General features: G+C 40.7%; 17 protein-coding genes and 1 tRNA gene. 2 read left to right on the top strand and 16 right to left on the bottom strand.

Annotated elements, in window-relative coordinates:
- The first annotated feature begins 10 nt into the window (after positions 1-10).
- Positions 11-1222 carry a DUF4374 domain-containing protein gene (locus tag PZB74_RS15145; protein WP_302237500.1) on the top strand — a complete coding sequence of 404 codons (1212 nt, stop codon included), beginning with the start codon at positions 11-13 and terminating at the stop codon, positions 1220-1222.
- A gap of 79 nt (positions 1223-1301) precedes the next feature.
- Here PZB74_RS15145 and PZB74_RS15140 read toward each other — a convergent pair whose 3' ends face one another.
- The 5 genes from PZB74_RS15140 to PZB74_RS15120 all read right to left on the bottom strand — a co-directional run bounded on the left by PZB74_RS15140 (position 1302) and on the right by PZB74_RS15120 (position 5835).
- Entirely contained in the window at positions 1302-2075 is a 774-nt protein-coding gene (locus PZB74_RS15140) for a metallophosphoesterase family protein (RefSeq protein WP_302237498.1), read from the bottom strand.
- 155 nt (positions 2076-2230) lie between these two features.
- Positions 2231-2959 carry an arsenate reductase/protein-tyrosine-phosphatase family protein gene (locus PZB74_RS15135; RefSeq protein ID WP_302237496.1) on the bottom strand — a complete coding sequence of 243 codons (729 nt, stop codon included), beginning with the start codon at positions 2957-2959 and terminating at the stop codon, positions 2231-2233.
- A gap of 13 nt (positions 2960-2972) precedes the next feature.
- Positions 2973-4319, bottom strand: a complete 1347-nt coding sequence (locus tag PZB74_RS15130; RefSeq protein ID WP_302237494.1) for a protein-disulfide reductase DsbD family protein — start codon at positions 4317-4319, stop codon at positions 2973-2975.
- A gap of 6 nt (positions 4320-4325) precedes the next feature.
- Positions 4326-5105 (bottom strand): arsenate reductase/protein-tyrosine-phosphatase family protein, encoded by a 780-nt coding sequence (locus tag PZB74_RS15125; protein WP_302237493.1) that lies wholly within the window; start codon positions 5103-5105, stop codon positions 4326-4328.
- A gap of 655 nt (positions 5106-5760) precedes the next feature.
- Positions 5761-5835: transfer RNA gene (locus tag PZB74_RS15120), tRNA-Pro, on the bottom strand.
- A gap of 177 nt (positions 5836-6012) precedes the next feature.
- On the opposite strand from PZB74_RS15120, the gene PZB74_RS15115 reads away from it, so the two are divergent.
- Positions 6013-8895, top strand: a complete 2883-nt coding sequence (locus PZB74_RS15115; protein ID WP_302237491.1) for a tetratricopeptide repeat protein — start codon at positions 6013-6015, stop codon at positions 8893-8895.
- A gap of 2 nt (positions 8896-8897) precedes the next feature.
- Here the strand turns inward: PZB74_RS15115 and PZB74_RS15110 are convergent, their stop codons facing one another.
- From PZB74_RS15110 to PZB74_RS15060, 11 genes are all read right to left on the bottom strand, one after another.
- On the bottom strand, positions 8898-10427 hold the full coding sequence (locus PZB74_RS15110; RefSeq protein WP_302237489.1) for an alanine/glycine:cation symporter family protein: 1530 nt from the start codon (positions 10425-10427) through the stop codon (positions 8898-8900).
- 153 nt (positions 10428-10580) lie between these two features.
- A complete protein-coding gene (gene rfbD, locus PZB74_RS15105; protein ID WP_302237488.1) occupies positions 10581-11504 on the bottom strand; it encodes a dTDP-4-dehydrorhamnose reductase in 924 nt (307 codons plus the stop codon).
- Positions 11505-11525: 21 nt separating this feature from the next.
- Entirely contained in the window at positions 11526-12380 is an 855-nt protein-coding gene (locus PZB74_RS15100; RefSeq protein WP_302237485.1) for a peptidylprolyl isomerase, read from the bottom strand.
- A 36-nt stretch (positions 12381-12416) separates the two neighbouring features.
- Positions 12417-13346, bottom strand: coding sequence for a hydroxymethylbilane synthase (gene hemC, locus PZB74_RS15095; protein WP_302237482.1), 930 nt, complete (start codon positions 13344-13346; stop codon positions 12417-12419).
- A gap of 24 nt (positions 13347-13370) precedes the next feature.
- Entirely contained in the window at positions 13371-14543 is a 1173-nt protein-coding gene (locus PZB74_RS15090; RefSeq protein WP_302237480.1) for a DNA polymerase III subunit, read from the bottom strand.
- 127 nt (positions 14544-14670) lie between these two features.
- Positions 14671-14922 (bottom strand): type B 50S ribosomal protein L31, encoded by a 252-nt coding sequence (locus PZB74_RS15085; protein WP_302237479.1) that lies wholly within the window; start codon positions 14920-14922, stop codon positions 14671-14673.
- A gap of 143 nt (positions 14923-15065) precedes the next feature.
- A complete protein-coding gene (locus PZB74_RS15080) occupies positions 15066-15695 on the bottom strand; it encodes a 7-carboxy-7-deazaguanine synthase QueE (RefSeq protein WP_302237478.1) in 630 nt (209 codons plus the stop codon).
- A 147-nt stretch (positions 15696-15842) separates the two neighbouring features.
- Entirely contained in the window at positions 15843-16721 is an 879-nt protein-coding gene (locus tag PZB74_RS15075) for a bifunctional 5,10-methylenetetrahydrofolate dehydrogenase/5,10-methenyltetrahydrofolate cyclohydrolase (RefSeq protein ID WP_302237475.1), read from the bottom strand.
- A gap of 28 nt (positions 16722-16749) precedes the next feature.
- Entirely contained in the window at positions 16750-18552 is a 1803-nt protein-coding gene (gene lepA / locus PZB74_RS15070; RefSeq protein ID WP_302237473.1) for a translation elongation factor 4, read from the bottom strand.
- Between the two features lie 330 nt (positions 18553-18882).
- Entirely contained in the window at positions 18883-20796 is a 1914-nt protein-coding gene (gene asnB, locus PZB74_RS15065; RefSeq protein WP_302237470.1) for an asparagine synthase (glutamine-hydrolyzing), read from the bottom strand.
- 69 nt (positions 20797-20865) lie between these two features.
- Positions 20866-22023 carry a lycopene cyclase family protein gene (locus PZB74_RS15060; RefSeq protein WP_302237467.1) on the bottom strand — a complete coding sequence of 386 codons (1158 nt, stop codon included), beginning with the start codon at positions 22021-22023 and terminating at the stop codon, positions 20866-20868.
- Positions 22024-22075: the final 52 nt, after the last annotated feature.

Genomic DNA, 22075 nt, shown 5'->3' with positions numbered 1-22075 from the left:
ATACTTATTTATGAAAAGCAGAAAGTTACGTATTGCATTACTTGCCTCACTTATGTTGTCTATAGGAATGTACAGCTGTGATGATAGCGACAACCCTAACCCTACGCCTGGCGAAGCTAATGGTACGCCAAAATATTTGCTGGCATTAGACCTTACCGCTATTGACTCTTACCCTTTTCATGTGATTGAAGAAGTAGATTCTGGCAGGGCAGACATAGACCAGTCTCAGGAGATTCCTGATCAGCCTTATAATGTGCCAGTGACTACTCGCCCTGGTGAGATTTTTCTAAACTCTGCGGAGAAGTTAACCAAATACAGTGTAGGCGAAGATGGAATCCTGAAAGACGAAGGTTCTTTACCTAATTTAGGAATCAGCGGTGGTCCGGTTTATGAATTTCTAGATAACGAACGCCTGATGATTAGTTCTGGCCCTCGCCAGGCCGCGGATGGTGTATTTGGTTATCAGATTATCAATACTGCTACCATGACCGAAGAAAGCAACGGAAGCATTACCCTGCCAGTAAATGAAAACTCACTGGCTATTCCCAGTTCATATATTTTAAGAGATGCTAAGATTTTCGTTCCTTACCTGCATACAGACGAAAATTACATAGCTTATGACGAAGCTACAGTAGCAATTTACGATGCTACCACTCTGGAATTTGAGAAGCTGGTAACCGACTCCAGAACGGCCAGTGTAGGTTATAGCATTGTTAGTTCACACGGGATTACCGAAAACGGAGACTTGTATCTGATCTCATGTAACTCAAACTATTGGGCAGGAAATGAATCATTACCTTCAGGCATTTTGAGAATTAAAGCTGGAGAGGATGATTTTGATGATGAGTATTTCTTTAATATCACTGAAAAGATAAACAACAACCATACAGGTGGCATGTTGTACGTTGGCAATAACAAAGCGATTGTTCAGATTTTCAGAAGTGACCTGATCTCCGACTATGGTGATTATCAGGGTGGTTTTGTGATAGAGTATTACTTGGTAGACCTGGTAAACCAGACTACGCAAAAGCTGAATATTCCTCTTAGCAAATATCCTAGAAGAGCCCTGGAACGCCTGGATGATGGCCGCGCCGTAATTGTTGCCAATACCGAAAGTGAAGGAAATGCTCTCTACATTTATGATCCAGCAACCGAAAGCGTAAGTAAAGGTATCACATATGAAGGTGCAGAATTTATTAGCGCTTTTATGTCTTTTGAATAATAGTACACACTTGCAAATATGTAAAGCCCGGTGGCAATTGTCATCGGGCTTTTTTTAAGATTCGTGATATTTATCCTGTTTACTTTCCGTACCTCAGTGCAGAGGCATAGAAGTTTGGAAGTTTACTGCTTTCTACTGCCTGGGCTGCTTTCTCCACATCATACGAAACTCTTCTGAATTGTAGATCAACACTATCAGGAAAAAAGTTAGAGCAGGTAGACTCTAAATCCATAATTACATAACAGGCTCTTGGATCTCCATCTTTAGGCTTACCTACCGATCCTATATTAATTGCATGACGATAGGCCTGCTTGCCATTTTGCTCATAAGACAAAATACGATGATAGGGCTTGTGCGTATGTCCAAATAGCAGTATGTCTGCACCAGCACTTTCAATAATGCGTATCAGACTTTTTTCAGGACGGTCTTCAAACAGATATTCATTTATCTTTCTGGGGCTGCCGTGTACCATAAGTAACTTTACCTTTTCTTCCTTTTGCTGAAATTCCATAGAAAGATGTCGGGGCAAATTTCTCAAATATTTTCTACTGCTTGTACTTACCGCTTCATTAGTAAATGAGATAGAAACCGCTCCATGAGCACGTTCTTCATCAGTTTTATAGGCACACCCACAATCATCACTCTCCAGTCCAATGCCTTCATCATAGTTACCTGCAATAGTAGGTATTCTTCGTTTTCGTATTTCGTTAATCACCTCATTTGGCCAGATATTGTAGCCTACCAGATCGCCCAGGCAGTAAACGAAATCCGGTTTTTGAGCGTCAATATCTGAAAGCACAGCTTCCAAGGCAGGCAGGTTGGCATGTATGTCTGAAAAAAACGCAATCCTCATAATTTAAACCTTTTAGTATGCGAAAAACACAGGTATAGTTGATAAAGCAATACTTCTCAAAAACGCCAGCATCTATTCCAATTGTTATTCACAAATCACTAGCCTCATTGAGAGATACACAGTACTTCCTACTAGCATAAAAAATTGCAACACAATCACTTTTTAGCCTCCAGCTTTACTATGATCTGGCTTTTAATATAATCCGCCATAAAGAACATTTCTCTTCCTATTGTTTCAACTGTTTCATCATATTTCAGCACCTTAGATGGTGTATTGTCATAATAGCGAGGATCTTCGTAAGGAAGAGAAAACCTTTGGTCAGCACCTTCTACCAACGGACAAGATTTATCGGCATCAGAACACACCATAATAGCAGCAAAATTTGTCTTCGGATTTACTTGATGAGTATAATGCTTAGACTTCATTGTCCATACTGGGTAATGACCGGGTGTTACCGATACCACAGGGTTCGTATGCTTTTTATTGTACTCAATGGTAAAACCTGCTCTCTCTAAAGCAGCAAGAGCATTAGGATGAAAAGCTGTTGCTTCTAGTCCACCCGAATATGACTCAAACTGTTTTACCCCATAGTACAGCATGGCGTACTTAAACCAGATGTCTGCTATGTGACTTCTTCGGGAATTGTGTGTACACACAAAAAGCAAACTGTAATTATTGTTTTCGGATAATTGATTTGCTAAAAAATCTCCGGTTTTACTGAGTTCTACTTTTCTATCGTCTGAAATTTCATCAAAAGTTTGCACTAGTTCAGAACTGTATCGTTCCAGTTTTTCATCAATTTTAACTTCAAGGGTCTGCGCCTGTAAGTTACATGAGAGTAGAGCCAGCAGACTTATGCTTAGTAAAAGGTATTTTGTTTTCATCTCTAATCATATTTTAGTTTAAAAAAAGCTGCATTTCTTCGGTCTTGGTATAGTCGTTGGTTTTATAAATTACATTTCCAGAAGCATCTGTGATTAAAAAGAAGGGTAATCCTACCTTAAGTTCAGGGAAGCGAGGATCGTTACGATACTTCTCAAACTCTTGAGAGGTGTCATACACTTTGTATAAAACGGCATTCTGTAAGGCTTGATTGAGCGACTTATTCTGCTGTGTGCTTTTCTGAAAAGCTTTGCAGTTGGTGCACCAGTCGCCATGAAAATCTACAAATACCAGCTTTCCCATTTCAGCAGCTTTTTGGTATGCATCTTCCTTGTTAAGGTACCAGTTTAGATTTCCTTTTTGTTCAATATTGAGTGCGCTAAGCTGAGTATTCACTGTAGAATTTGCTTGGGCCACTGGTGCAGGTAAAATATGTGCTCCCAGTATAAAAAAGCCAAACACCCCTGCCAGAGCGTAGAGCGATATTTTGACTTTATGCTGCCGTCCTTTCTCCTGTTTTTGTATGTTAAAGGCAGAGACAAACACTAATACCGCTCCCACAAAAATATAGAACCCGACCTGGTCTGAGATGCCTAACCCATTCAGTCCTTTTAATAAGTATCCGTAAGCAAAATAAGCAATCAGTAAAGCAAAACCCCATTGTACATATTGCATCCATCTACCGCTCTTAGGAAGAGTCAGCCCGAATACGCCCAGTAATAATACCGGAACGCCTACTCCTAAACCAAAGAACATCATTTGGAAAGCTGCTGAGATAGTCATGCCCAGAGTAATTTCACTAGCTCCAGATGCTATGGCCACCAAAATACTTACTACGATTGGTCCTACACAGGCAGAAGACAAAAGGCCTGCTCCAGCACCCATCATTAGGGTACCGCTAAGCCTCTGTTGCTTACTGTCTAACTGCCCCCCAAAAAAGGGTAAATGTAAATAATCTACTGCTGCCATTGCCATTAGCAGAAGCAGAATGCCAATAGTTAGGTTTGCCAGCGGGAACCTTAAAATCTCGTTAAATGCTCCTCCAGTTAGAGAAGCGATGATTCCAAAAAGGAAGTAAACGGCTGCAAGCCCTAAATAATAAGCTAGAGGATGTGCTGCTTTACCTAGACTGCTCTTTCTATTTCTAAGAAAATTGACTGTAATTGGGTACACTGGATAGACGCAAGGTAACAAACTAGCCATTACCCCACCTATGAACAGAAAGAAGTATGCGTTTACTCCACCACTATCTGCCAGTTGAGTGCCTACCCAATCGTTCATCTGGTCAAAAACGGAAAGGGATTGTGCCTGAGCAGCGGTATTAACAGTGAAGAGTAAGAGGCAGACGATTAGCTTTTTCATAAAAAGTTATGCTTGTACCTGTGACATGAGGTAAAACATTTCTGTAGCAATCTGACGGCATCTTTCGTCATAGCGAGCGGTTTCCTGATCTGTACCATCAGCCACTTTAGGATCTTCATAAGGTATGGGCACTCTTAGAGTAGCACCGGGTATCAGCGGACAATTTTTGTCGGCCTGAGAGCAGGTCATGATAGCCACAAAATTTTCCTGCGCATTAAAAGTATCATCGTATTTTTTAGAAAAACACTCAAGACTCTGACTATGAGCAGAAAAATTGACCTGATAATGTGGATTTTCTCCACCAGGATTTTTTATACGAAAGCCTGCTCTTTCCATTGCAGCTACTGCTCTGGGGTTAAAAGCAGTGGTTTCGGTTCCTCCCGAGTACGTATGCACCCCTTCTGCTATGCCATAATAGGCTGCTGCAGTTGCTGCCCATATCTGGCTCATGTGGCTTCTTCTACTATTGTGAGTACAGATAAAAGTTAGGTTGGCATTTTCCTTAGTCTGTTTTTTAGTTTGAACGTAAAGCGCAATCTTTTTAAGTTCATCTTTGCGCTCCAGAGGTATTTCATCCGTCTCTGCAATTACCGACTCTATATAGGCTGATAATTCCGGGTACATCACAACTTTTTCATCGCTGTTCTCTGCGGAATTTGCTGTTTGGGTAGCTTCAATAACATTAGTATTGCTATCTTCTTTGGCTAAAGTCTGACGCTTTTCATCAGTTGAGCAACTACTGAGCAGTGACGACAACATAAAGATGCTAAGAATAAAATGTTTCATGTCTGAAGGTTATTTGTAATAATGATTTTTACAGTAAGCAATTGATTCAAGATTTTAAGACAGTGTTTCAACATTCCGAAGACAACTCAATGCCTGGAGCTTATCAACTGGCAGACCTACAACTTATAACTTTAGTGATCCACAGCTCATGGCTTTCCTCTCTGGATATCCGTTTTCAAACTCTAAGCATTACATTGTTTTATTGCAATATTACGATCAAATTAATTTAGCTTTTTCAGATCAATTTTCCATCCTTCCAACAACCTTGATTTGTGCCACGGTAAAATCTGTATTACCGAGAGATATCAAGTAATTCAACCAGGGTATACGTCTATGTTACTAGCAAGCTTAGCTCTTTTGCAACTTGCAAGTAGAATCTCATTGTCTCATTGCAATATTACGATAATAAAATATCTATATGCAAACATCCTAGATTAACTTTTTATGAAGTAAAGAAATCCGAGTAGTATAGATTAAATGGGGCATTTAAAGCTAATAGTGCGGAATGGCAATATAAATCCTAAACAATAGATAAAAATTGAGAACTGATTAATGTACTGACAAATTGAAGTGATAAGAAGGTATAGGAAGGGAGTTAAAAACAAAACCCCTTAAATCATGAGATTTAAGGGGTTTGCGGAATCTTTAAATTGTGTCGGGATGACTGGATTCGAACCAGCGACCCCCACGTCCCTAACGTGGTGCGCTAACCGGGCTGCGCTACATCCCGCCAAATCCTGACTGATAAACAGCCTGTTGATTTTTGGAGTTGCAAAGATAAGCTTTTCCTCAGATTTGCCAAACCTTTATCATTAACTTATGAATTTTCTTAAGCCCAAACGCCTTTTTTCGGTAAAATTATTGCTCATCTTTTTTTCCGATATTGTAGCAAATTTGACTGATGTACATGAAGAAAAAACTACTCCTTGTCCCTTTTATATTTTTTCTGTTTTACTCCTGCAACAGCAGCAAACAGGCTCTTAGTCTCATTAACAAACAAAAGTACCAGGCTGCTCAAGCTAAACTGGATAAGCAAATAGCTAAAGACTCTCTCAATGCTGACACTTACTATGTCTATTCTCTGTTGTATACAGATACTGCATTCTATGCATACAATATAGATTCTTCATTTTTCTTCATTAACCAAGCGATACTGGATTTTGAAAAAACAGATCTCAAAAACAGAGAAAAGCTACAGGCATCATTAGGTCTGGATAGTGTAAGCCTTCTCTTGCAAAAAGAACGAAACGACAGCCTTGCATTTCAGAGGGCTCAAGAAATTCATACCGTACAGGCTTATCAGGATTTTCTGGATACACACACAAAAGCTCAGCAGACTACTGAAGCAACGAAACTAAGAAATCAGTTAGCTTATCAGGCCGCTTCTGAAATGGATACCTATGAGGCTTATAAAAGCTTTATGGAGGCATACCCAAATGCAGAGGAATACGCCCTGGCTCAGGAACGCTACAATACCCTGGCATTTCGTGTGACAACCCGCACTGGCGATTTACAAAGCTATCTGAGTTTTTTGAATGCATTTCCAGACTCCCCTTTTCGTAGCCAGGCTGAAGAATACATCTTACAAATAAGTACAGCCTCTAATTCTTTTCAGTCGTATGCAGATTTTATTAACAGTTACCCCAATAGCCCTCATGCTGCATTAGCCCTTAACCTACTCTATCATCAGTACAAAGAAAAACATTCAGCTGAAGCATTTTTTCAGAACTACCAAGACCTGCCCTTAATAGATTCTTTAAAAGAAGCATATGCGGTGGCTCAACATATTCTCGCCCCTATCTTTGAAAATCAACACTATGGTTTGTTAAATAAGGAAGCCGAGTTTGTCATCCCTAAAGCGTATGACTTTATTCCTCCTCAATACCTATGCGAAGGCGTGCAGGATGAAGTTATTCACCTCGCAAAAAAAGAAAATGATAGTCTGATACACTCAATACTGACAAAAGATGCTCAGCTCATACATCAGTATCAGCTGGCAGCCATCAATACTGATGGAGCAGGAAGTTTGTATACCCAAAAGCATTATTTACTGCCTTCTGGCCTGATGCTTCTGCAAAACGAAGCAGGAAAATACCGTCTTATGCATCAGTCAGGCACCAGCATTTATCCTGCCTCAGGAGAATTTACTTTAGACACCCTTTCCTTTGTTAAAACTATGTCTGAGGAAAACTCAGCTTATGAGACGGGGCAGTTTCAGTTTATTAAAATACAAGAGAATGCTCAATGGGGCCTCATCAGTTTAACAGGAAAAGAGTTGTTGAGTACGGAATATGAAGAAATTGAAGACTATGGTCACTTTATCGTATTAACGAAAAACGGTAAAATGGCGGTAAGCAGCAGAGACAAAATTATTGAAGCCGCCAACCAGAAGCCTCTTGAGCTGTCATTTTTGTACGAAGATGTGGCACTGATAGACAATCGTCATATTGTGGCCTATACAGATAAGTATGAAACTGCTATAAATTTCAATCTGGAAACCGAGGTTCCTCTGGAGGATCATAACATTATACGCATTATCAATGATAGTGATCCACAAAATCAAAAATGGTTACTAAAAAGAAATAAAAGCAAAACTTTTGTTAGAAACGATAGTCTGTTTAACACCACTCAGGCTGTATACTATATTTATGATAAGCAAAACAACACGCCTGAAAACACTTACGAAAAAGCATACTTTAATGACAGATGGCTGGCTTTACAAGATAATAAAGGCTTTCATTTCTTCGATTTTCAGCTAGCTCAGGAAGGCACCTTGTATGATTCCGTTAAGCTGGTAGGCGAAAGTTTTGCTCTGCTTTTTGAAGAGCATGAAAATGCCAGCGATAGTGTAAAAGTTAAATTTAAAGGTGGGGGGCTACTATCCTTAGTATCACCAGAACGTATTAACTTTCTCTTACTCAAACAAACACATACGCTTAGCAGAACATCTGAAGAATATCTTTTAATAGCACCCCGCTCCGGGCCTAAAGAGGTATGGAATGCGTATGGAAAAAGAGTGCTTGAAGGTTCTTTTTCTGATGTTCAACTCATGCCTCAGGGACTATTTGTTGTTGAAGAAAGAAGAAATAAGGGGCTGATTGACAGTTTGGGGAATGAGCTAGTGCCTTCACGCTACCAAAGCATCAGTAATTTTAAAGACAATACCGTAGCGCTATTCCAGAACCGGAAGTTTGGCACTTATAGGGTAGACAGCAAAACACTTATCTCTCCACGCTATGAGGCCGTACTACAACCTTACGGTCAGCCTATATTTCACCAGCAAGACTCTACTACTACAGAGCTGTTTATTGCCAAGCAAAAAGGTAGCCTGGGCATCATCAATCAGAACAATATAGAGCTAACGGATTTTGCGTATGATGCAATCCACTACTGGAATGATACATCAGCTCTGGTAAGAGTAGATGAGGAATGGTCTATCATTTCTTTTTCACGTAAAGAGCAATTTGATAAAGAGAAGGAGTATGAACGCTATAGCGAAATACTAGACTTTGAGGTCATAGAAAAGACCGAAGAGGAGGCAGTATTGAAGATCTATAAGAAAAGCGGATACGGTGTATTAAGCAACAAAAAAGGAGAGCTACTCTCTCCTACTTATGATGACATCAGACTGTTTGGTAGCCTGAAAGATGTTAATAGTATTTATTACTCGGAAAAGTATGTGCCTGAGGCTGATCTATATATTGTAATCCATCTGGACAAACAAGGTAATATCATCAAACGCCAGGCACTTACTCAGGAACAATACGATTTGGTCTTCTGCGAAGATTAGGTTTAATCGTACACTTCTATCTTCCCTTTTTTAATTCTGGTAAGGAAAGACTGCATATCTTTTTTAACGATAGGCGCTAATATATAACAGCCCAGAATATTTGGTAGTGACATAGCGAAGAGCATTCCGTCTGAGAAGTTAATTACGCCGCTTAGACTAACAGATGCTCCTACAACGATAAAAAAGCAGAATAGCACTTTGTAAGAAGTAATTGATACATTGCTCTTACCAAAAACATAAGTCCATGACTTAAGGCCATAATATGACCAGGAGATCATTGTTGAAAAAGCAAATAAGATAACCGCAATCGAAAGCATATAAGGAAACCAGTCAATTACAGAAGCAAAAGCTTCAGAGGTAAGGGTTATTCCTTCGCTGGCATCCTGTCCTTTATAAGCACCAGAAATCACGATTACCAGAGCCGTCATGGTACACACGATAACCGTATCTACAAAAGGCTCCAAAGAAGCTACAAAGCCCTCTGTTACAGGTTCGCTGGTTTTTACGGCTGAGTGCGCAATAGCCGCAGAGCCCACTCCCGCTTCGTTAGAAAACGTTGCTCTTCTCATTCCGGTAATTAACGTTCCTATAAGTCCGCCCCCCAGAGCCTCACCATTGATTGCCCCATTAACAATAGTAGCAAATGCGTCTGGTACCTGATCAATGTTTGTTACGATTACAATGATCGCTGAAACTACGTAGAAGATAGTCATGAAGGGTACTATACGTTCGGTAACCTGAGCAATACTTTTGATACCTCCAATAATTACTACCGCTACCAGTACAGCCATTATTAAACCAAAAATCCAGGTATTCTGGCCTATCAGGGTATCCTGCCCACCGGTGATTACTACAAACTGCTGAGCCGCCTGATTGACCTGAAACATATTTCCACCACCGAATGAGGCGCCTATAGCCATAATAGCAAAAAAGCTAGCAAGGAAGGCACCTAAACGCCCCATACCCTTGCCAGCTAGTCCTTTTCGTAGATAATACATGGGACCACCGGAAACAGATCCATCGGCATGCTCATCACGAAATTTTACGGCTAATGAACACTCCATAAACTTAGATGACATGCTAAACAGACCGAACAGAATCATCCAGAAAGTAGCTCCGGGTCCGCCGGTTGCAATAGCCACGGCCACACTTGCGATATTGCCTAAACCTACTGTGCCCGAAAGTGCTGCTGTAAGTGCTTGAAAGTGTGTCACCTCTCCCGGGTCTCCCTCGTGTGTATATTTACCTTTAATAATATCCAGTGCCGTACCAAAGCCTCTTATATTGATGAAGTTTAGGTAGAAGGTGAAAATGATAGCTCCGGAAATCAGCCAAAGGAGAATAAAGGGAACTTCAACACCTTTGACAGTAAAAATAGGATAGAAGATGATAGAGAAGACAAAATTGGCTGCCGGATCAAAAAGCTCGTTGATCATTTGGTCAACGGTTTTTTCTGCTGTATCCTGAGACTGCGCAAGTGCAGGAAGACTTCCAACCATCAACGCCAAACAAAGTAGTAGAGGCTTACGCATAATTCGATTCTTGGACTTAATGATAAATTAGGATTGGTGTAAACAAAATAAAGGTGCTTCATTTTAGATAAAGCACCTACAAATTAGGGTAAATATTAAATATAAGCTAATGATTATTTGTATAAAGCAAAAGCCTAAGCGTTCGCAAGTAAACTACGGAACGGGGATTTTTTCAATTTTTTTTAAATGTTTTTCCATAAAAGCTAATCCCTGTTGGAAAGTATGTGGCTGATAGCCGAGCTCTTTTTTAGCTTTTTCTATAATGAATCCGGTCTTAGGCGGACGCCTTGCAGGCTGCTTAAATTCTGTGGAGTCTGTTCTGCTAATCAGAGAAACATTCAGGTTAAAATGTTCTCCTACCAGTACGGCCATTTCGTAAGGAGTATATACCTCTTCATCTGAAATATGGAAAATACCTTCAGCCTGCTTTTTTGCAATCAGCCAGCAGCCCTGTGCCAGGTCTTCGGCTAAAGTTGGCGTACGAAACTGATCGTCTACTACTTTTATTTTTTTACCATTTTCCAAACTTTCTTTTACCCAAAGAACAATATTACTACGGCTCATTGAAGGTGCAATACCGTATACCAATGCCGTACGCACAATCGCATGCTTAACATCGCTTTGCTGAACCAGCAGTTCGGCCTCAGTTTTAGATTTGCCATAATAATTGACCGGAGCGGGAGCGGCAGTTTCATCCAGAGGACCTCTTTCTCCTGAAAAAACAAAGTCTGTTGAAAGATGTACAAAAAAAGCATTCTGCTTTTTAGCTGCTTCCAACAACCATTCTACAGCCACCACATTTACCTGCCAGCAAGCATTCTGGTTCTGTTCACAGGCATCTACATTAGTCATAGCCGCGGTATGCACTATAACGTCTGGCTTCTCATCAGCAATTACCTCATTTACCTGCTCACGATTAGTAATATCTAAAGAGCGAAAATGGTAGTCAGGCAAATCATAATAATTCACATTCTTTCCTCTTGAAGTAGCTACTACTTCTATATCTTTCTCGTGTGAAAGCAGAGCTATAAGTTTTTGCCCCAACAATCCGTTAGCACCTGTAATCAGGATCTTCATAGTGTGAACTAGATTTAAATGTTATTCTTCAGCAGGAAAATGATAACCGAATTTCTTTGTAATTTCCTTCTTGGATACTTCTTTAACATCAACGCTGAGGTAGATGTTTCTATTTGGCTTATCCATCGCACCAGTAGGCTGAGCCGCAATAGAGTCAATTACTTCTAAACCATCAATAACCTCACCAAATACAGTGTAAGTATCGTCCAGATGAGGAGTACCTCCAATCGTAGTATAGGCCTGTAGTCTTTCTTTAGGATATTTACGGTCTACTTCAATATTCAACTCTTCTTCTACTACCGGTTTAAGCGATACCATTTTATCTGTATAAGCCTTCATATCACCGCTTTGATATAAATTCATTAGCTCCTGACCAAGATCTTCATAACCATCATTCTGCAGCAGCTTTCTTATCCCTTCTGCCAGTTTGTTCATATCTGTCAGAAGTTCATCTTCAGAATAGACGATACCCTGTACAATATAAAACTGGCTGCCACTGGAAGCTCTTTCAGGATTTACCTGATCTCCCTGACGAGCGGCCGCCAGAGCACCTTTCTTATGAAAGAGGGTATCTACAAACTCAGCCGGTATGGTATAATCCACTGAGTCCTCCTCAGGATTGTAATGAGGAGCAGTACTCAAATCTCCACCTTGCACCATAAAATCCTCAATCACCCTATGAAAAATAGTACTATCATATTTTCCACTTTGAGCAAGTTCTATGAAGTTTTCTTTGTGTTCGGGAGTAGCATCGTAAAGAACCGCCTGCATGTCTCCGTACGCGGTATGGAAGGTAACCAAATATTCTTTTTCAGTACTGCAAGCTGTGCTTAGTGCCAATAAGCTTAAAAAATAGATCAGGCTTATTTTCTTCATGTATATGATATATGAATTATTCAAGATGCTAACTTACTAATTATTCATCTGTTTTTTAATTTTTTCAAGAAGTATATCCCCACCATTAGATAGTAAATTTTGTGCCAATTGTTTACCCAATGCTGCTCCATCTTCAGCATTGCCCACTATGGTATCGTTAATAAGTTGTTTACCATCTAAGCTGATGATACCTCCTTCAATTGTAATTTCGCTACCTTTAAGGTTTGCCAGTGCAAAGACGGGGATACTACAACCACCTCTGAGCGTTTTTAAGAAAGAGCGCTCTGCAATCAATCTTTTGCTACTATCTGTATCGTTTACAAGCGCCTGAATTTTGCTTTTTGTAGCTGAATCCATGTCTTTTAGTACTTCTACAGCAACACTTCCCTGCCCTACAGCCGGTACAAATTCATGAATATCAAATTCGTGAATAATCATTTCCTCAAATCCCATTCTATGTACGCCAGCATAAGCCAGTAACATGGCATCGCATAAGCCTGACTCCATTTTTGAGACTCTTGTCTGCAAATTGCCCCTAATTTCCACAGTAGAAACATGAGGGTAATAATGTTTGAGCAGAGCCTTTCTTCTTGCTGAGGAAGTGCCTATGACCCAACTTTTACTGCTGTCGGCAAGGTTAAGAGACCGATGACTTACCAGCACATCGTTTACTTTTTCACGTTCTGTAAAAGCAACAAGTTCAAACTCCTCAGGTAACTCAGACTGCATATCTTTTGCACTGTGTACGGCTATGTCTATCGTTTTATTCAGAAGTTGCTGCTCAATTTCCTGAGTAAAAACACCTTTTTCACCGATTGCAGCAATTGTAACATCCAGCTTTTTGTCACCTTTAGTTTCTATGGTTACGATTTCTGTATCTATTCCGCCCTGCTGTAGTTTTTCAGCGACATAATATGCCTGCCATAGCGCTAGCTTGCTCCCTCTCGTACCTATTTTCAACTTCATACGAATCTATTATCTGTGTTTATATTAACGTAAAGTCTGACCTATTTTAAGAGAAACGTCTAAAAATACAATCTTAGGATTTGCGTTTCTGATGATATGGTAATATGCCTGTGTAAAAAGCTGCGACACACGCTCTACTTTATCAAAGCTCATTACTTTGCTAAAGTTAGTAATGAACTTTAGCTCTTCGCCCTGCACTCTGATCAATCTTTTTTCCTGGCTAATTACATCTTCCTGACCTTCACTAATTTCGTTCGCAGCGAGTATCATCAAGGTTTCTCGCATCATACTCAGTCCATATTGCATCAGGCCTTTTTGCGCTTCTTTGCCAATTTTCTGGATCTTATCCATCATACCTACCAGTTTGGTATAATCCTGTGTGTAGCAAAGCCTCATCCATTCTCTAAAAAGCTGATGACTGTCCTCTTCCACCTCACTCATTAATTTGATTGCCTGATTCAGGTTACCATCTGCCAGCGTAGCTACCTGTCTTAGCTTTTGCATTCTTTGGTCTTCAGGCCCTGCATTTTCCAACCCCTCCAGTACCCTGAGGTGTTGTACCACCTCATCATCTGTAAAAGCTCTGATATTTACAATCTGGGTACGAGAAAGTATGGTAGGCAGTATTTTTTCAACGTCGTTTGCGACCAGAAAAAAGAGCGTATGTTCGGGCGGCTCTTCTAGAATTTTTAATATCCCGTTTGCTGCGGATGGGTGCAGCATCTCCGGCATCCAGAGAATTACGATTTTGTATCTTCCTTCAAAGGATTTGAGGGAAAGTTTACGAATGATGTTACGACTCTCTTCTTTAGAAATATTTAGTTGCTTGTTTTCTGCACCAAAAAATGTACTCCAGTCAACCGGATTGCCGTAAGGGTTTTCTGCCAGAAAGCCGCGCCACTCTTTTATATAGCTGTCACTCACTACATCTTTACCAGAAATATTTTTGGTAGCGCTTACCGGAAAGACAAAATGGAGATCGGGGTGTATAAATTTATTCAACTTTTCTAGGCTAGCACTATGCTGGTTTCCCTCACTCTGACTATTAAGATAGGTAGCAAAAGCAAGTGCCATCGCCAGATTAGCGCTACCCTCCGGACCAAGAAAAAGTTGTGCGTGAGCCACATGTCCATCCTGGGCCGAATGTATCAGGCTTTCTTTAATTTCATCCAGGCCGCTAATATCTGAAAACTGCATACTAATAGGATTGACTTAAAGAGTCCGAAATTAAGAAATGCTTCTCAATTCGCTAAGCTCTTTGGGCAAAAACAAAAAAAGTCTTCAGTAAAACTGAAGACTTGAAAGTGGTATAGCGAATCTGCTATTATTTTTTGTCGCGCTTGTAACGCTTGTTGAATTTCTCAACACGACCTGCAGTATCCACATATAGCTTCTTACCAGTGTAGAAAGGGTGAGAAGCAGAGCTTACTTCTACTTTTACTACAGGGTACTCATTACCATCTTCCCACGTAATAGTTTCCTCAGAGTTCATGGTAGACTGAGTAAGAAATTTAAAATCGCTAGAAGTATCGTGAAATACGACCTTTCTGTAATCTGGATGAATATCTTTTTTCATAGCCTTCGCTTTTTCTATTTTTTAACGGATTTTGCCGTTAGTTAAGTTCGTTTCTTCAAAAGAGTTGCAAATATAAGGTTTTTATTTTGCAATGTTCAAGAACACCTCCTAGCTTTTTTCTTTTTCCTTAGATTTTATTTTGCTTATGGAATGTTCATATACTTATGTACCTGCAAAGAAATTCTCCAGCGAGGATTCTCTTTAACATAGTCAATAATCTGTGGCAAAACCTTGTCCGCTTTGCTCCATTCTGGTTGCAGGTACAATTGGCAATCAGGGCGTACACGCGCGGCAAACTCTTCGGCCCACTTAAAGTCACTTTTGTTATATACTATGATTTTCAGCTCATCGGCTTTGTCATAGGTTTCGGGTAAGGGGGCTTTAAATTTTTTGGGCGAAAGGCAAATCCAATCCAGGTCTCCGCTAAGTGGATGCGCTCCGGAAGTCTCAATATTGATAGAAAAGCCCGCCCTATGCAGCGCTTCACACAAAGGTCCCAAATCGTGCATAAGAGGCTCACCTCCAGTGATGACTGCCAAACGTCCAGGATGTTTAGATGCTTCTTCTACTATCTTCTCTACACTGAGTTGAGGGTGCATGCTAGCATCCCAAGACTCCTTGACATCACACCAGACACAACCTACATCGCAGCCTCCCAAACGAATAAAATAGGCAGCCTTGCCCTGATGAAAGCCCTCTCCCTGTACGGTATAAAATGCCTCCATTACGGGTAATACGGATGTATTTACAGACTTAGTCTTTTCTTCAATCATTGCACTTCTACTTTAAAATCTATTTGAGCCTGGCACCCGGCATTTGTCTTTTACTGCTGAAAGTTTCAGAACTGTCTTAAATAAAACAAGGCGAGCAGTCATAAGTGTATGAGCTCGCCTTTATGCTTTGTATTACAATTGCTTAGCTCAGTACACTGTCTTTTTAGCTGCCAGCATAGTGTTATATAAAAGGGAAGCTCTGGTCATGGGCCCTACTCCACCAGGCACCGGAGTAATATAGCTACACTTCTCGGCTACTTCATCAAACTTGACATCACCTTTAAGGCCAAAGCCTGACTTCTTAGACGCATCTGCTACCCTGGTAGTTCCCACATCAATTACAACTGCACCATCTTTTACCATATCCGCGGTAATAAACTCTGGTTTACCAAGAGCAGTAATCAAAATATCGGCCTGGCGCGTAATTTCTGGGATGTTGGGGGTACGGCTATGGCAAATGCTAACAGTAGCATTACCAGGGTAAGCCTTACGAGACATCAGTACGCTTACCGGCGTACCAACAATATCGCTTCTACCTACAACTACACAATGCTTACCTTCTGTCGGAATTTTATACCGCTTGATTAACTCCAGTACGCCATGTGGGGTAGCACAAACGTATGCCGGCAAGCCTTTGGTCATTCTCCCAATATTAATCGGATGAAAACCATCCACATCTTTCTCCGGGCGGATAGCGAAAGTAACTTTCTCTGCTGCTATGTGGTCTGGAAGAGGCAATTGTACAATTAGCCCATCTATATCATCATCCTGATTGATTTCTTCTACTTTGGCTAAAAGCTCCTCTTCACTTACGTCTGCATCATACCTGATAAGAGTAGACTGAAAACCTATCTGCTCACAATCTTTTACTTTCATACGAACGTAGGTATCGCTTGCCGGATCTTCTCCAACAAGTATAGCTGCCAGATGGGGTACTTTACCCCCCTCCTGTTTTATTTTTTCAACTTCTGCAGATAGCTCCTGCCTGATTTGTTGGGCGGTTTGCTTACCGTCAATTAAAGTCATTTTATATGGTTAGTTTCTAAATGTGTATCTAGTCAAGTTTAAGTACTGCCATAAAAGCTTCCTGCGGTATTTCTACATTACCGACCTGACGCATACGCTTTTTACCTTTTTTCTGCTTTTCTAGTAGTTTACGCTTACGGCTGATGTCGCCACCGTAGCATTTGGCAAGTACGTTTTTACGCATGGCCTTTACAGACTCACGAGCAATAACTTTGGTACCAATTGCAGCTTGTACAGCAATTTCAAACATTTGGCGAGGGATAAGTTCTTTAAGCTTTTCACATAATCTTTTCCCCCATTCGTAGGCTTTATCGCGGTGTACAATTGCGGATAATGCATCTACCTTATCGCCATTAAGCAGTATATCCAGCTTAACCATGTTAGACTGGCGGTACCCGATCGGCTGATAGTCAAGTGAAGCATAGCCTCGCGAAAGCGTTTTGAGCTTATCAAAAAAGTCAAATACAATTTCTGCCAAAGGAAGCTCAAAGCTCAGCTCAACTCTATCCTGTGTTAAGAACACCTGATTTTTAATGATCCCTCTTTTCTCCATGCATAGCTCAATTATATTTCCGATATAATCAGATTTAGTAATTATTTGCGCACGGATAAAAGGCTCTTCTATATGAGAAAGCTCAGTAGGGTCAGGCATTTCAGACGGAGCGCTGACCTGCTTTACCTCTTCGTCTTTCATAACCGCATGAAAACGTACGGAGGGAACAGTAGTAATTACAGTCATATCAAACTCACGTTCCAAACGCTCCTGTACAATCTCCATATGCAGCATGCCCAAAAAGCCACAACGAAAACCAAAGCCAAGAGCTGCAGAAGTTTCCGGTTCCCATACTAAAGAAGCATCGTTAAGCTGAAGTTTTTCCATAGAGGCACGAAGCTCTTCAAACTCAGAGGTATCCACCGGATAAATACCAGCAAACACCATAGGTTTTACGTTTTCAAAACCGCTAACTGCTTTGCTACAGGGCTTTTCTACATGTGTAATGGTATCCCCTACTTTGACCTCTTTCGCTACTTTAATACCTGAGATTAGATAACCTACATTACCCGCTCCAATGGTTTTTTCGGGTTGTTGCACGAGCTTAAGTACTCCTATCTCGTCTGCTTCGTAGGTCTTACCGGTATTTACAAACTTTACTTTGTCTCCTTTACTGATCTGCCCATTAAAAATTCTAAAATATACTTCAACACCACGGAAAGGGTTGAATACAGAGTCAAAAATCATAGCCTGAAGAGGCTCATCGGGGTCCCCTACCGGATGGGGTACACGCTCAACAATGGCGTCTAGTATTTCTTTTACGCCTATGCCTTCTTTGGCACTGGCATGGATAATATCTTCTTTGTCGCAACCAATCAGGTCTATAATCTGGTCGCTCACCTCCTCTATCATGGCTCCGGGAAGGTCAATTTTGTTAAGCACCGGAATAATTTCCAGATCATGCTCCAATGCCAGGTACAGGTTAGAGATGGTCTGAGCCTGTACTCCCTGGGCAGCATCTACAATGAGTAGAGCTCCTTCGCATGCTGCAATTGAACGAGAAACCTCATAAGAAAAGTCTACGTGTCCGGGAGTGTCTATAAGATTAAAGACAAATGTGCTGTCTTTCTCTCCTTCTTTTTTATACTGATAATTCATCTGTATGGCGTGGCTCTTGATAGTAATACCTCGCTCGCGCTCCAGATCCATATTATCTAATAACTGCGCCTGCATCTCACGTTCTGTAATAGAACCCGTATACTCAAGCAGTCGGTCGGCCAGGGTACTTTTCCCATGGTCAATATGTGCAATAATGCAGAAATTTCTAATGTTCTTCATGTACAATTCGCCACTAAAATGATTTACAAAAATAGCAATAATTTGTTCCCGTAATAATTGCAGCTCAGGAGTTAATAGAATTTGCTATAAAATACTTTAACAGCTTAGAGAGAGGCCTTGTTCATATGCCTTCAGCTGCATGGTATATAGGTAAAAGTTTTATCATTTTATAAGCGGAAATTCTCAACTAAAACTCCCAACCTACGTATAAACAATTAGAAGTTAAGTAGTAAAGAGAGAACGAATGAGGCGAGAGAATTCGCATGTTGGAGTAAGTTAGGTTTAGTTGTTTAGTAGTTTTAAGCGCGCCAGTCCCCCTGGCGTGCTTTTCTATTTCATATACTGTTTCCACCATTGCTGAAACACTATCAATGCCCAGATGGAAGCATGCACATCTCCCGGATCTTTAGAAAATAGTCTGCATTTAAGAGCACTAATTCCTTCCAGATCAAATACTTTTTGTTCGCTTATAAACTCGTCTGCTAACAGCTCTTCAATTGTTGACCTAAGCTCAGTACGGAACCATCCAAGTAAAGGCACCTCAAAACCATGTTTAGGTCTGCGATAAAGCTCCGCCGGCAATATATCCCGAAAAGTATCCTGTACTATACGCTTTTTCATTCGGGAATTAATTTTTGAATCTTCTGGCAAAGAAAAAGCAAATTCTACCAGCTGGTGATCCAGAAAGGGCACTCTTACTTCCAGACCATGTGCCATAGACATCAGGTCTACTTTAGTGAGCATATCGTTTGGCAGTACCAGTTGCACATCGGTATACAACCATTGATTAATACTTTCTGCCTGATCATCTATATGTTTTAGCAGTTCACCTGAACGATGGTCACTTTCTTCAAAATCTAATTTCTCAAGTATTTCAGTATTGAGCAGGGCCGTCGCTTTTTCACTGTTCATAAATGTAGCCCATTGCAGATATCGCTCTCTGGGGCTTAGCCACATACCCTGAGCAAAGCGCTCCATCTGTCTTACTTTGTTACCCAAAGTATTATTTCTGGATTTAGGCAGCTTTTGCCATAAGCCTGAGAGGCTGCTTACTACCTGCTCAGCCAAACCAGGATGCATCGCTCTATAGGCAGCGCTATGCTTGTTGTAGCCAGAAAACACTTCGTCTGCTCCGTCTCCGCTAAGAGCCACGGTCACTTTCTTTTTAGTTTCTTTACTGAGGATGTACACTGGTATTGCTGAAGAATCAGCGAAAGGCTCATCAATATGATCCAGAATTTCAAAGAGGTGACTATAGAGGTCGTAATTACTTAAAGAAAAGACAGTATGGTTGGTTTGGTACTTATCTGCTACCAGCTTCGCATAACGAGTTTCGTCAAAATAAGGCTCATCCCGATAACCTATAGAGAAGGTATTGAGCTTTTCTACATGACGGCTAGCCAGAGCAGTTATCACCGAAGAATCAATCCCTCCACTTAAGAAAGCGCCCAGTGGCACGTCTGCAACCAACCTTTTCTGCACTGAGTTTTCAAGATCTTTTTTAAGGTGATCTTGCTGTTGTTCGTAACTTAGCTTTTCAGGATTTAGCCTCTTCTCATTAAAAGGAATTTGGTAGTATTGGCTTGTAGAGACTCTTGGTTCGGTAGCTTTAGATACCTCCAGATATTGGCCGGGCAACAGTTTTTTTACGCCCTTCAGCATTGTATTTGGCGCTGGTGTATAATTAAACTGCAGGTATTGGTACAGTGAGTTTGTATCTATCTCTTTTTCTATGCCATAGGCTAGCAAAGACTTCATCTCTGAGGCAAACAGCACTTTATCTTCATCGACATAATAGACAAGCGGTTTGATTCCCAGACGATCGCGTGCTACAAAGAGATGATCACGTTCTTCATCGTAAATAGCGAAAGCAAAAAAACCATTTAGCTTTTCCAGACAGCTCTTTCCCTCATGGATATAAAGCTGCAATAATACCTCTGTATCACTGGCTGTATTAAAATTTACTCCTTTTTGCTGTAAGCTTTGTCTAAGCTCACGGTAGTTGTAGATTTCGCCATTAAAGACAATAGTATATCGCTCACTAGCATCTTTCATGGGCTGGTTGGCACTAGAGCTTGTATCTATGATAGAAAGCCGACGGTGCCCCAAACCTACTCTATGAACAGCTGTGCTTCTTCCAAAATCAGGACCTCTTTTACTGAGCTTATCCGTAGCCGAAGCCAAGTTGATCATATGAAAACGTCCTACCTCATTAAAGGCATAGATGCCCGTGATTCCACACATACTAATACTTGAATTAAATGAATGCTGTATACTACTTGTAAAGCACAAGCAGCGCCTAAAATGCAAATATTATTTGAAAAGCGCGCTAGAAAGTCCCTTTATGAAAGGAATTTTGGGAACTGAGTTGGCCAGCTTAATCTCTTCCCAGAAATTTGTTTTCTCATCCAGAAATTTAAATACTCTCTGAGGAGGGTTATTCCTGAACAGCTGAGTAAACACATCGCTGGCAGGATGCCTGTTTCTGGCCATTACATCAAGTAAAACACTGTCGTACACCATAAAACGCTGCTGCCAGGCATCATGGGGCCGGTGAGGGCTTCTGCCTGCCCGAAGGCGTTTAACTATCCCTTCGCTATCTTGTTGAATTCGGGTAAAAGTGTAGCCGGTAGAAGGTTTGGTCACTCCTCCCGCAGTACCTATATTGATGGTAAATTTTCCAGCAGAAGAGGGATACGGCATGTTAGTCATTGGTATCACACCAAACTCTTCATGCTCAATAGTATAATCATCCAGCTGACAAAATCGCCTCAGGTAATCTATTAAAGCCTGCTCATACATTTCTTCAGAAAGTAACTCATGAGAGAAAAGTGTATACTCTATTAAAGCTGTGTGCTCATCAGTAGGTAGAACATACACAAAGCGGCAGTCATCATGCTGAGCAACTCTAAAATCCATAAGAGTAGCTTTTTGAGGATTAAAGAACGGATAAGAAGTTTTAATTACCCAACCTTTAAAATGTTGTAGTAGATAATGATGATTTTGAGCCTGCTCCTGTTCATTTTTATCGCGTATACTACTAAATACCCAGTTGGTATGCACTTCTCCAACAGAAGTTTTAACTACTGCACCTTCAGATTGATCTTCTATTTCATAAATATCGGCTTGCAGAAACTCTACATGGCTATGTTCCCTTGCCAGAGACTGTACGTGTTGATAGAAATCAATTCCCCTGATCATTTTATAGGAATAGGGAGAAAGGTTCAGGGTTTTGGAGAAGTTGCTACTATGAAAGTCTACCTGCTTCCATTGCCGGTATACTATGTCTTCAAATATATTTGGTGACTTCTCCCAAAAACACCAGGTTCTGTCATTCTGGTTTTTACTTTCTTTATCTATCAGAAGTATGCTTTTGTCTTTAAGAGGGCTTTGTAAGAGGTGATACAGCAAACTTAGGCCAGCAGCTCCACCTCCGGCAATGATGTAATCGTATTTTAAAAAAGTTGGCATAGGTAGCAGGTAGAAAATTCAGCATATGGAACCGTGTAGCTCCAAGCTTGTT

The sequence above is a fragment of the Porifericola rhodea genome, assembly GCF_030506305.1.
GTDB lineage: Bacteria > Bacteroidota > Bacteroidia > Cytophagales > Cyclobacteriaceae > Catalinimonas > Catalinimonas rhodea.
The sequence above is the reverse complement of the archived record's forward strand: the minus strand, read 5'-3'. Positions and strand labels throughout refer to the sequence as shown.